Raw genomic sequence first — 12120 nt, 5'->3', positions numbered from 1 at the left:
CGGGGCCTCCAGGGATGAAACCTGGAGGCCCCTCGTCGTTTCAGCGGCCCTTGGGCAGCCCGGCGCGCTCCGCCACGAGCGCCCCCAGCGCGGACCAGTCCAGGTCCCCATGCCCCTGGGCCACGCCCCCGAGGTACTGGTCCCGCACGAGACTGGCCAGCGGCATGGGCACCTCCGCCGCGCGCGCCGCCTCCAGCACCAGCCCCACGTCCTTGAGCCCCAGCCGCATCGCGAAGCCCGCGGGGGAGTACTTCTCCTCGGCGATGGCCTGCGCGTAGCGCTCGAAGATGGGGGAGTTGGCGAAGACGGCCCGGAACAGCTCCATGAACTGCTGGGGCTCGATGCCTGACTTGCGCGTGAAGGCGAACGCCTCCGCGAGCGCCTCCAGCATCGACGCGATGAGGAAGTTGCCGGAGAGCTTCACCACGTTGGCCATGGAGGCCTGCTCTCCCAGCACCGTGAGCCCCCGCCCCAGCGCCTCCAGCAGCGGCCGGCAGCGCTCCACGTCCGCCTTCGCGCCCGCCGCCACCACCCAGAGCTGCTTCTTCTCGGCCGCCTCGGGACGGCCGAACACGGGCGCGGCCACGTACCCCTGACTGGCGCTGGCGTGCGCGTCCGTGAGGCGCTGGGAGAGCGCCACGGAGATGGTGCTCGACGAGACGTGCACCCCGCCCTTCGCAAGCCCCGCGACGATGCCCTGAGGGCCCAGCGCCACGCCCTCCGCCGCGCTGTCGTCCGCGAGCATGCTGAAGACGACCTCCGCGCCCTTCGCCGCCTCGGCGGGCGAGGCCACCGCGCGGGCGCCCTGCTTCACCAAGGGCTCACCGCGCGCCGGAGAGCGGTTCCACACCGCCACCTCGTGCCCCGCGGAGAGCAGATTCCTCGCCATGGGCAGCCCCATGTTGCCCAGTCCCACGAAACCCAGCTTCATGTCGCGCTCCCGTCCGTTCGGTCCGCGCAACCCTGCGCTTTCGCGTCCGGACGTCGCAAGCGCCCCGGGCACGTGCGTCCAGGAGCAAACGCCTTGGCCTACTCCGGACGGTCCTCGGAGACGTCCAGGTGTTCGAAAGCACGGCCCAGCGTCAGCACGCCCAGGCCCACCTCTCCCGCCAGCACCGCGGACGCCGCCGCCGCGCCCAGGGGCAGCGCCCATACGTCCAGCGTCGACCACAGCGGGAAGCCCACCACCGCGCCCGCCAGCGCCGCCGGCAGCAGGCCCACCAGCGACACCACCAGCGAGCCCATCAGCGTCAAGAGGCGCTGGCCCAGCGCCTCGATTCCGCGCGCGCTGCCCGTCCGGTCCGCGGGCACCCACGCGGGGAAGAGCACCACCGCGGCGTTCTGCACGAAGAGCCCGGCCAGCGACACCGAGGGCAGCAGCACCGCGAGCGCCACCCCACCCGGCCACCACCACGTCAGGAGCCACGGGTCCTCGGCGCCCGGGCCACTGACGAGCCCCACCGTGAGGAGCCCGAGCTGGAGCAGGCCCACCATCAGCGCCGACGCCGCCAGCTCCGCGCCCACCACCTGCCAGCCCGCCAGCGGCAGCGCGCGCAGCAAGTCCAGCTTCGGCAGGTCCATCCGCAGGTCCATGCGGAAGACGCTCGGCCCCACCACCGCCATCATCACCGCGAGCGACACGCCCAGCGGCCCCAGCACCCGACGCGTATCCGTGAAGAAGCGCGACTCACCCATCAGCGCGACGATGGCGCAGCCCAGCAGCAGCGAGGCCAGCACCGACACCACCCCGCCCGCCATCCGCCTGCGGGTGATGAGGTTCTTCCAGATGAGCGCCACCTCCGGCCGCCCGCGCGCCGCCAGCCGGAAGGGCGCCTTGCGCGACACGAGCGCCCTGCCCTTCGCGACACCTCCCGAGGCCCGCTGCGCCCGCTCGCGCGTGCGCGTCTCCGCCTGCGTCACCGCGGATTCCTCGAAGGGGACCTCCGCCAGCCGCACCCAGACGTAGTGCGCCAGCGCCAGCCCCAGCACCGGAGGCAGCGCGCTCAGGAAGGCGCTCGAGTCCTGGGCCAGGGCCGGTGCCACCAGCAGCCGCGCGGGCCACAGCACCGCGCTCAAGCCCGGGGAGGCCACCACCGCCTGGACCCAATTCCGGAGCACTCCGGGAGTCGACAGCGTCCTCGGAAAGGGGTGCGTCTCCAGCGCGGCGTACGCGGCCAGGCCCACCGCGGCGAGCACGCACCCCAGCGCCACCCAGCGCGCCACCAGGCCTCGCGTCCCCCACTCCTCCGCCCAGCGCGTGCGCATGAAGGACGCGGCCGTGGCGTGCAGGTACAGCGTCCCCAGCGACAGGAACGCGCCCAGGAAGAACAAGCCCGGCGCCGGATTCACCAGCCGACCGACGAACAGCGAGGCGAACAGCGCGCCCATCGCCGCGCCCAGCCCACCGCGCGCCAGCTTGTAGTGCAGCAGCGAGCTCCGGGTGACGGGCGCGGGGAACAGCTGCACCACCTCCGTCTCCGTGAAGGTCAGCGAGGGACGGTCCGGCCCCAGCGCCCACGCGGTGAACACGGTGACGAGCGCGGAGAGCATCAACGACAGCTCCGCGAACAGGCGCACGCCGGGCGGCACGTTGCTCAGCGCCCCGCCGAACTCCAGCCGCCGCAGGAAGATGGAGTAGATGTAGCCCAGCCCCACCAGGGCCCCGACGAGGTAGCGCGGCTTGCGCAGTCGCTGGAGCTGGAGCCGCAGACGGTTGCGCGAGGAGGCCAGCCACAGGAACACGACGGCGCTCGAGAAGCTCACGGCGGGGGCTTCTCCGTCCCGACCCCGCTGGTGATGCGCACGAAGAGGTCCTCCAGCGATGCGCTCTCCCCATCCGGGCCACTCAGCCGCGAGCGAATCGACTCCAGGCTGCCCAGCGCCATGGCTCGCCCTCCAGCAATCACCAGCAGCCGGTGGCACAGCTCTTCCACCAGCGGCAACAGGTGCGAGGACAACACCAGCGCCGCCCCCTCCTCCGCGCGGCGCCGCAGGGACGCCTTCATCCGGCGGATGCCAATCGGGTCCAACCCGGTGAGGGGCTCGTCCAGGAGGATGAGCTTGGGCGAGTGCAGGAAGCCGCAGGCGATGGACAGCTTCTGCTTCATGCCGCGCGACAGCTCGCCCGGCAGGGCCTTCTCCTTGCCCGTCAGCTCCATCTCATCCAGCAGCGCCTTGCCCCGCTCCTCCCAGTCCTCCACGCCGTAGAGGCGCGCGGTGAAGTTCAGGTGCTCCCACACCGTGAGGTAGTCGAAGAAGCGCGGCTCGTCCGGAAGGAAGGCCAGCTCGCGCTTGGCGTCCACCGCGTCCTTCGCCAAATCATAGCCCGCCACCACCACCCGGCCCGACGTGGGAGGGAGGATGCCCGCGAGGCAGCGCAGCGTGGACGTCTTGCCCGCGCCATTGGGGCCCACCAGCCCGAGCACCTCGCCGGGCGCCACCGCGAAGGTGAGACCTTGCACGGCGTTCACCGCGCCGTAGCGCTTCTCCAGGCCCGCCACCCGCAGGACGAAGTCCATTCGCGCGCTCGTCCTCAGTCCAACTTCAGCAAGTCCCTGACGGTGTCCATCACCACCTTGGCTTGCACGGGCTTCACCAGATACGCGCTCGCCCCCAGCGACAAGGCCCGCTCCCGGTCCGCCGCCGCCCCCTCCGTCGTGATGACGACGATGGGCACGTGGCGATGGTCCGTCGCCTGACGGATGTGGTGGATGAGCTTGAGTCCATCCATCAACGGCATGTTGATGTCCGTGAGCACCAGGTCGAAGCGGCCCTGGGTCAACTTCTTCAGTCCCTCGGCGCCGTCCTGCGCCTCGGTGCAGACCATCCCGCTGATGCGCTGCAACGCGTACATGATGCTGCGTCGCATCGCCTGCGAGTCGTCCACCACCAAAGCTCGAATCTGCTGCGTCATGACCCGCCCAGACTAACACCCGGGCCTCTTCCACCGCCCGCTGTTCCTCGTCCCCTCATCGCCGTCGCCGGGCGAGCGCCGCCAGCGCGGGTCCGATTTCCCCCAGTCGCAGCACCCGCTTCACCGCGCCCGAGGCGATGGCCTCACCTGGCATGCCGAAGACGACCGCCGTCTCCTCCGACTCGGCCCACACCTCACCGCCCACGCGCTGCACCTCGCGCGCGCCCGCCGCTCCATCCGCGCCCATCCCCGTCAGCACCACCGCCAGCGCGCGGCTGCCCAGCACCTGCGCCACGCTGGCGAAGAGCCGGTCCACGCTCGGCGCGTACTTGTCCAGCGACGTGGGGGGCGGCGTTTGCAGCTCCAGCCGCGTGCCGCGCTCCACCACCACGAGATGCCTCCCACCCGGAGCGATGTACACGTGCCCCGGCTGAACCGTGTCCCCCTCGTTCGCCTCCGTCACCGTGAAGGGGCCGATGCGGTCCAACCGGTCCGCGAAGGCTCGCGTGAACTGCGCGGGCATGTGCTGACTCACCAGCACGCACGGCGTGGGCTCCGCGGCCAGGCCCTCCAGCACGCGCTGCACCGCCGGAGGCCCGCCCGTGGAGGCGCCGATGGCCACCACCAGCGGGAGCTCGCCCGCCACCGCCAGCGCCCGCGCCCCGGGCGAGGCATGACGCTGCCCCGGCCGCACGTGCAGCGCCGCGCGCACCTTCTCCAGCAGCTCGGTGCGAAGGACCTCCAGCTCCGCCGGGGTGCCCTTGGCGGGCTTGGCGATGAAGTCGAACGCGCCCAGTTCCAGCGCCTTGAAGACGTCCGAGCGGTGCGCATAGCTGGAGATGACGATGACGGGCGTGGGCGCCGTGCGCATCAGCAGCCGGAGGAACGTGTAGCCGCCCAGCTTCGGCATCTCCAAATCCAACGTCACCACGTCCGGCTTCAGCTCCAGGACCTTCTTCAGCCCCTCCTCGCCGTCGGCCGCGCGGTCCAACACCCGGACGTCCGGCGCGGACTCCAGCAGCGTCGTCAGCGTGTGCCGGTTGTGCGCGGAGTCGTCGATGACGAGCACGGAGACACCCTTCTGCCCGCTCATCGCGCCTCGCCCCCCGTCAACCCTGGCAGCTCCGGCCGCCGGTACACCAGGTCGCCTCGCAGGTGGACCAGCTCGAAGTCCGCGCCCAGGTTGAGCAGGTTCTCCGAGTGGCCCAGCAGCAGGTAGCCCCCCGCCACCAGCCTGTCGCGAAGGATTCGCAGCACCCGTCTGCGCGCGTTCTGGTCGAAGTAGATCATCACGTTGCGGCAGAACACCGCGTCCATCTTCATCACCAACTGGCTGCCCGCCTCGTCCAGCAGGTTGTGATGGCCGAAGGACACCATCGCCCGGACGTCGTCGCGCACCCGCACCTTCGCGTTGCCCGCCGGCACGAAGAAGCGCTCCAGCAAATCCGCCGACGTGGCGCGCAGCGCGGACGGCCCGTACTCCGCGCGCCGAGCCATGGACAGCACTCGCCGGGAGATATCGCTGCCGTACACCTCCACGTCCCAGTCCTCGAAGCGGCGCTCGTCCTTGAGCAACATCGCCAGCGTGTACGCCTCCTCACCGGAGGAGCACCCCGCCGACCACAGTCGCAGCCGCTTCGTGCGCGCGTTGCGCTTCTCCAGGAGCGGCAGCAGCTCCTCGCGGAACGCCTTGAGCTGCGAGGGCTCCCGGAAGAAGTACGTCTCGTGCGTGGTGAGCGATTCGACGGCGGCTTCCAGCTCCGCGTGCCGGTTCGTGTCGTAGCGAAGGTAGCGGTGGTACGCGCTGAAGTCCGGCACGCCCAGCGCTTCCAGTCGGGGCCACAGCCGCCGCTCCATGACGAACTTCATGTCCTCGTGCACCAGGATGCCGCAGTGCGAGTACACGTGGTCCCTCAGGAGTCGGAACTCCTCCGCGGACATCTCCGGCCGGCTGTCGTCGAAGCGCGCCACCCCGTGTCTCCCGCTCAGCGCCGAGCCAGGCGCGCCACCGCATCCGACAGCACCTGTCGGGCCAGGACGTCCGACTCCGCCTCCAGCGCCCGTCGAGTGGGGTCCAGACTCTCCGGCCCTCCCGAATCTCCCAGCACCCGCGCCGCCGCCGCTCGCACGTCCCAGTGCGGATGCTCCAGCAGCGACACCGCCAGCGCCACGCCCTCCCGAGACACCGCCCCCGCCGACAGCACCGCCTTCACCACCTCCGCGTCCGGATGATTCGAAGCCTCTCTCAACACGCGCTCACCCACCCGACCCAGCCGCGAGAGCGCGCGCACCGCCGCCACCGCCAGCGCCCCATCGGGGTGACGCACCAGCGGCTCCAGCTCGGCGACGCGGTCCATGGCGCCACTCTCCCCCACCGCCTCCACCGCCGCCCGTCGCACCGACGACTCCTCGTCCTGGAGCGCGGAGCGCAAGAGCGCCCCCGCCTCGGAGCCACCCAGGCGCCCCATGGCCCGAGCACCCGCGGCCCGCACCGGCGCCGCCTCGTCCGCGAGCGCAGCGCGCGCCAGCTCCCGTCCCACCCCGCCGTCCACCTCGCCCGCGACTTCCACCGCCGCCGCCCGCCACCGAGGGTCCACGTCCCGCGCCAGCTTGCGCAGCGAGGGCAACGCGGGCGCGCCACCCACCCGGCCCAGCGCCGCCACCGCCACGGGCGTCGCCCTCCGAGCCACCGCCTCCTCCAGCGCCGCGAGCACCGCCCCGCGACAGCTCCCCGCGAGCACTCCCAGCGCCCGAGTCGCCGCGCCCGCCGTCACCGAGTCCCGCAGCAAATCGACGAGCGGGCGCGCCGCCTCCGGGGAGCGCGTGCGTCCCAGCGCTCGCACCACCACGCCGCGCAAGTCATCCTCCGCCCACTCCAGCAGCGCGCACAGCGGGGTGACGGACGTCTCGTCCACCAGGTCCACCAGCGCCTCGGCCGCCGCCGCCCGCGCGGGCGCTGACAGGTCCGACATCGCCGCGAGCAACGTGCGCCCACCCTCCGCGCCCAGCCGCCCCAGCGTGCCCAGCACGTCCCGGAGGAGGCGGTCCTCGCGCGCGGCCTCGGCCACGGGCACGGCCAGGGACGCCTCACCGAGCGCCGCCACCGCCAGCAGCGCGCCCGCGCGCACCGTCACGTCCTCCGACTCCAGCGCCTGCGCCAGCCTCGCCACCGCGTCCGGAAGGCGCCGCAGCGCCGCGCGGATGACCTCCTCCAGCTCACCGCGCCGCCCAGGCTCCACCAGCGACACCTGCACGCCGAGCGCGGCGAGGGCCGCCTCGCGCACCGAGCGGGTGGGCGACTCCAGGCCCTGGCACAGCCGCTCCGTGGCCGCCACCTGGGGAATGAGGCCCAGCGCCCGGAAGGCACTGCGCCGCAGCCGCGCGTCGTCCAGCAGCGCCACCACCACCGGCAACGGAGGAGGCCGGCGCAGCAGCACCAGCCCCTCCAGCGCGGACAGGCGGAGGAGCGGCTCCGAATCTTCCAACAGGCGCTCCAGCGCGCGCGCGCCGTGCTCACTGCCCACGCGCCCCAGGGCCTCCGACACGGCCACGCGCACGTTGAGGTCTGGGTCCTCCAGCGCCAGGACCAGCGGCGCCTCCGCGGCGTGAAGGCCGAGCTGTCCGAGGATGTCCGCCGCGAACTTGCGCTGGTCCGGGTCCGCATGGCCCAGCAGCTTCACCAGCGGGCCCAGCGCGGGAAGACCCAGTCCCACCAGGGCCTCCGCCGCCGCGTTGCGGGCCCCCGTCTCACCCCGCTCCCCCAGCACGCCGACCAGCCGGAGGGCCACGTCCAAGGGCGAGGACAACCTCTGGAGTCCCTCCGCCGCCGCGTGGCGCACCCGCCAGCTCTCGTCGTGCAGCCCCTCGACGAGCACGTCCAGGCTGCCCACCCCACGCGGGTCCAGCTCCTGGAGCGCCCGGTAGCGCTCCTCCTCCGCGGGAAAGACGGGCAGGTGGCTCATGAGGAGACGACCCGGTCGGAGCCTTCCTGTGCGTAGAACCAGATGGCGTAGATGCCCAGGCAGGTGCCCAGCGGGAAGTTGAACAGCCCGATGATGCCCAACACCAGCGCGAGCACCCGCGACCAGCCGCGCCGCTTCAACAGACCGATGCCGGTGATGACTCCCGGCAGGCCGAAGGCCAGGACACACGCGCTGATGCCGCCGCCGAAGAGCCAGTAGCTCGCGCGCTCCTCGGCCAGCGACGCCTCGCTCACCATCATCGCCCCGGCGAACGCGAAGAAGACGGCCAGGCCGATGCCCACGAGCACCGTCAGCGCGTTGATGGCGATGAACCCGATACCCAGGATGCGGCGGTGGTTGTCCAAGTCATTGCGCTGCATGTTCATCCTCATCGTCCTCACTTCGAGGGGCGCACCGCTTCGCGCTCCAGCTCCGCGCGCAGCAACGCCTTCAAGTCCAGCAGCAACCGCAGTCGGTCCGGCGGGCCACACACGCCCACCACGAAGGGCGAGCGCCCCGACACTCGCAAGGCCGGCGCGGGCTTGATGTCGCCCCGCCGCACGCGCAGCACCTCCGCCACCCTGTCCACCCGCACCGCCACGCGCCGCGCGCCCAGCCGACACACCAGGAGCCGCGCCTTGCGTGACTCCACCGAGGGCTGGCCCTGGAGCCGGCGGCGCAGGTCCACCACCGGAAGGATGACGCCGCGCAGGTGCAGCACGCCCTCCACGAACGAGGGGGCATGCGGAATGGGGGTCACGCGCTGGAGCGGCAGCACCTCCTCCACGCGCTGGATGTCGAGCACGTACTCCTCTTCCCCCACGAAGAAGGCACAGAGCTGCACCATGGTGTCCAGCTGCTCACCGGGCGCATCCGGCCCCCCCGAGGGGTGGCGCGCCAAGAGATTGACCGAGTCCTTCATGGCGCCAGCGCCTGTTCCGGGTCCAGCAGGATGAACAGCGAGGGCCCGCGACGACCGATGCCCACGACACAGTCCTTGTCTCCCCGTCGCAGTCCAGGCGGTGGCGGCTCCAGCATGGAGGGCTTGAGCTTCACCACGCCGGCCACGGTGTCCACCCACACGCCCGCGGGCCCCGTCTGCGTGCGCAGCACCAGGATGCGCGCGTCCCGAGGCGGCACGGGCGCATCCGGCCCGGCGAGCAGGGGCACCCGCTCCGCCAACCCCAGCCGGACCTTGATGTCATACGCGGGCAGCAGCTCACCGCGCAGGTTCATCACCCCGAGCAGGTGGGGCTCCGCCCTCGGAATCTCCGTCAGCGGGGGCACCTTGGAGATTTCGCGCACCGCGCGGATGGGCACCGCGTAGCACTCGCCCTCCAGGCGGAAGGACAGGTACTCCTCCGGGACTTCCTCGGGCGTGGAAGAGGCGACACCGTCGCTGCCGGCGGCGAAGTCCTGCAGGCCGCTGACATCCTCGTCCGGACGGAAGAAGAAGTCGTCGAGCAGTTCGGCGAACCGGGACACAGCGCGCGAGGATAGCAGCCGGCCAAGGCGGACGTCAGGCCCGCCTTCGCTCCAGGGCAAGTCCCTCTTCCAGCAGGGCTGCTACGTCCAGCACCAGCACCGGCTGCCGGTTCCCCAGGTCCGTCGCCCCGGAGATACCCCGGACGGACTGCAGCCGGCCGCCCAGGGGCTTGGTGACGATGTCCTGCTGCCCGTGCAGCTCGTCCACGGCGATGCCCAGCCGCTCCTGCGCCAGCCCCACCACCACGACGAAGTAGCGACTCACCGGCCGCTCCGGCAGTCCGAACAGCCGCGACAGCCGCACGAAGGGCAACGTCTGGCCCCGCACGTCCAGCACCTCGCGCCGCTCCATGGTGCGGATCTCCCGAGGCTGGACGGAGAGGATCTCCAGCACGCTGTTGAGCGGCACCGCGTACGTGCGAGCACTCACCCCCACCACCAGCGCGCGGATGATGGCGAGCGTGACAGGCAGCGTCAGGTGGAAGGCGGTGCCCTTCCCGCGCTCGCTCCACACGTCGATGATGCCGGAGAGGTTGCCCAGGTTGTTCTTCACCACGTCCAGACCCACGCCCCGGCCGGACAGCTCGGACACGCTGCGGGCGGTGGAGAAGCCGGGCAGGAAGATGAGGTTGAGCAGCTCCCGGCGGCCCATCTCCTCCGCCTGCGCGTGAGTGATGAGGCCGCGCGTCAGCGCCACCTCGCGCACGCGCAGCTCGTCGATGCCCGCCCCGTCGTCACTCACCTGGATGAGGACGTGGTTGCCCTTCTGCTCGGCCCGCAGCGACACCACCGCGCGCCGGGACTTGCCCGCGGCCATTCGCGTGTCCGGAGACTCGACGCCGTGGTCGATGGCGTTGCGGATGAGGTGCATCAGCGGGTCGCTCAGCTCCTCGACGATGAGCTTGTCCAGCTCCACCTCGCCGCCGCCGATGACGAAGTCGATTTCCTTGCCCGCTTCGCGGGTGATGCGCCACACCAGCCGGGCCAGCTTGTCGAACACCTGGCCCACCGGCACCATCCGCGCTTCCAGCAGGCCCTCCTGCAGCGCCTCCAGCTTGCGCTCCAGGCCCCGCGTCTCGCGCGCCAGCTCCTGGCCGAACAGCTTCGACAGGGGCACCACGCCATCCTGCCTCGCCGACTCCGCGAGCCGCTGGAGGCTGGCCTTGATGAGCAGCAGCTCGCCCACCATGTTGATGAGGCCATCCAGCTTGCCGATGTCCACGCGCACCGTCTGCGTCAGCGAGCGCAGCGACGGTTCCGCCGAGGCGGAGGATGCGGCCACGGCCCCTGCCCGCGGCGCTCCCGAGGGTGTCGCCGCGCGGCCGGGCGCACGACCTCCCGGACCCTGGAGATACGTCACCAACGAGGGGACCTTCGCCGCGGGGGCGAGCTCCTCGTCATCCTCGGACACCAACCCGGGCACGCCATTCGCGGACGCGCTCGCCCCCGTCTCGCCCTCCTCCGTGTCGGAGGGCTCGGAGGCCCTTGGATGCAGGGGCTGGTTGGAGGCCTCGGGCGCGGAGGCGACACCCAGGGCGCCCAGGACGATGGCGGGCGACGCGGTGGCGCGGACGAGGGCCTCGGCGCTCCGCGTCGTCGCGGGCCGCACGGTGAGCAGCGACAGCTCCGCGGGGGTTCCTTGAAGTCCCGACTCCAGCTCCGGCACGGAGACCTGAGTGCCGAAGATGAGGTCGAACGCGATGCCATGCGCGCCACCGGGCTGGGCCGACGGCAGCGTGCTGATGACCTCGCCCAGGGGCTTGAGGCGCGTGTTCAGGTCCGCCAGGCCCTTGTCGAAGTCGGACAAGTCGAACGCGGCGCGCACACGCCACATCGACACGCCCTTGCGCACGTTCTCCCGGAGCCGGTGCTCCTCGTACTCGGTGAAGACGGAGCGCACCTGCGCCTCCAGCTCCAGCCGGTCCAAAGGGTCCTCGTCCCGGGTGACAGGCGCCTCGCCCAACCGCCCCAGCCGCTCCGCCATGCCGTCCGCGCGCCGGGTGAGGCCGTCCGTCTCCGTGCCCCGCGCCGTCTCCGCCAGCAGCGCCTGGAACGCGTCCAGCGCTTCAATCAGCGTGTCGAGCACCGCGTCGTTCAAGTGCAGCTTGCCCAGCCGGAGCCTGTCCAGCAGGTCCTCCGTCCCGTGCGCCAGCCGGGAGATTCGCTCCTGGCCGAAGAGCCCCGCTAGGCCCTTGAGCGAGTGCGCCGCGCGGAAGATGCCGTTGACCCGGTCGGGGTCCGCCTCCTGGCCGCGCCGCTCGTCCAGCACGAGCAGGTCCTTGCCGAGCGCTTCCAGAATCTCGGTCGCCTCGGCCACGAACTCGGCCAGCGCCTTGCTCGGAGGACTCACGGCAGCTTCAGGTACCGGCGCAGGAGCCCTTCCAGGCTCCCCGGTTGGAACGGCTTGACCAGGTACTCCGCCGCACCCAAGGCCAGTCCCCTATCGCGGTCCTGCTCGCGCCCTTCGGTGGTGATGATGAAGAGCGGGACGTCGCGGTAGTTGGGGTTCTTCTTGACGAAGTTGATGAGCTCCAGCCCGTTGATGTCGGGCATGTTGATGTCGGTGATGATGAGCTCGAAGCGGTGGCGCGGCAGCAGCTTCAGGGCCTCGAAGCCGCTTGAGGTGACGACGGCCTCGATGCCCTCCACGGCCTCCACGGTCGACGCGATGTACTCGCGCGACGCCTTGGAGTCCTCGACAATCAGCACCTTGACACGCATGTGCGCACGCCCCGGACGGTCACCCCCATGCTAACAGAA

General features: G+C 71.6%; 12 protein-coding genes. All 12 read right to left on the bottom strand.

The features are described 5' to 3' along the window. Nucleotides 1-40 precede the first annotated feature (40 nt). Nucleotides 41-931, bottom strand: coding sequence for an NAD(P)-dependent oxidoreductase (locus ACN469_RS06635; protein WP_498765251.1), 891 nt, complete (start codon nt 929-931; stop codon nt 41-43). A 98-nt stretch (nt 932-1029) separates the two neighbouring features. Beyond that, on the bottom strand, nt 1030-2763 hold the full coding sequence (locus tag ACN469_RS06630; protein ID WP_498765249.1) for a putative ABC exporter domain-containing protein: 1734 nt from the start codon (nt 2761-2763) through the stop codon (nt 1030-1032). Further along, nucleotides 2760-3518: an ABC transporter ATP-binding protein gene (locus tag ACN469_RS06625; protein ID WP_498765247.1), complete on the bottom strand. Its 759-nt coding sequence runs from the start codon at nt 3516-3518 to the stop codon at nt 2760-2762. Before ACN469_RS06625 ends, ACN469_RS06630 begins: the two co-directional genes overlap by 4 nt. Before the next feature lie 14 nt (nt 3519-3532). Beyond that, on the bottom strand, nt 3533-3913 hold the full coding sequence (locus ACN469_RS06620; protein WP_141644343.1) for a response regulator: 381 nt from the start codon (nt 3911-3913) through the stop codon (nt 3533-3535). Between the two features lie 55 nt (nt 3914-3968). Next, the gene (cheB, locus tag ACN469_RS06615; protein WP_498765245.1) at nt 3969-5006 is read right to left on the bottom strand and encodes a chemotaxis-specific protein-glutamate methyltransferase CheB; all 1038 of its coding nucleotides are present in this window, start codon (nt 5004-5006) and stop codon (nt 3969-3971) included. Then, nucleotides 5003-5884 carry a CheR family methyltransferase gene (locus ACN469_RS06610; protein ID WP_498765243.1) on the bottom strand — a complete coding sequence of 294 codons (882 nt, stop codon included), beginning with the start codon at nt 5882-5884 and terminating at the stop codon, nt 5003-5005. The genes cheB and ACN469_RS06610 overlap by 4 nt, the downstream gene beginning before the upstream one ends. Nucleotides 5885-5898: 14 nt before the next feature. Continuing rightward, nucleotides 5899-7875, bottom strand: a complete 1977-nt coding sequence (locus ACN469_RS06605; RefSeq protein ID WP_498765241.1) for a HEAT repeat domain-containing protein — start codon at nt 7873-7875, stop codon at nt 5899-5901. Further along, nucleotides 7872-8255 carry a hypothetical protein gene (locus ACN469_RS06600; protein ID WP_498765239.1) on the bottom strand — a complete coding sequence of 128 codons (384 nt, stop codon included), beginning with the start codon at nt 8253-8255 and terminating at the stop codon, nt 7872-7874. Before ACN469_RS06600 ends, ACN469_RS06605 begins: the two co-directional genes overlap by 4 nt. 17 nt (nt 8256-8272) lie before the next feature. Further along, on the bottom strand, nt 8273-8797 hold the full coding sequence (locus tag ACN469_RS06595) for a chemotaxis protein CheW (RefSeq protein WP_498765237.1): 525 nt from the start codon (nt 8795-8797) through the stop codon (nt 8273-8275). Next, a complete protein-coding gene (locus ACN469_RS06590; RefSeq protein WP_498765355.1) occupies nt 8794-9360 on the bottom strand; it encodes a chemotaxis protein CheW in 567 nt (188 codons plus the stop codon). The genes ACN469_RS06595 and ACN469_RS06590 overlap by 4 nt, the downstream gene beginning before the upstream one ends. Before the next feature lie 34 nt (nt 9361-9394). Next, nucleotides 9395-11710, bottom strand: coding sequence for a chemotaxis protein CheA (locus ACN469_RS06585; protein WP_498765235.1), 2316 nt, complete (start codon nt 11708-11710; stop codon nt 9395-9397). After that, the gene (locus ACN469_RS06580) at nt 11707-12081 is read right to left on the bottom strand and encodes a response regulator (RefSeq protein ID WP_498765233.1); all 375 of its coding nucleotides are present in this window, start codon (nt 12079-12081) and stop codon (nt 11707-11709) included. Before ACN469_RS06580 ends, ACN469_RS06585 begins: the two co-directional genes overlap by 4 nt. Nucleotides 12082-12120 lie beyond the last annotated feature (39 nt).

The organism is Corallococcus terminator (assembly GCF_049194865.1).
Classification (GTDB): domain Bacteria; phylum Myxococcota; class Myxococcia; order Myxococcales; family Myxococcaceae; genus Myxococcus; species Myxococcus terminator_A.
The sequence above is the reverse complement of the archived record's forward strand: the minus strand, read 5'-3'. Positions and strand labels throughout refer to the sequence as shown.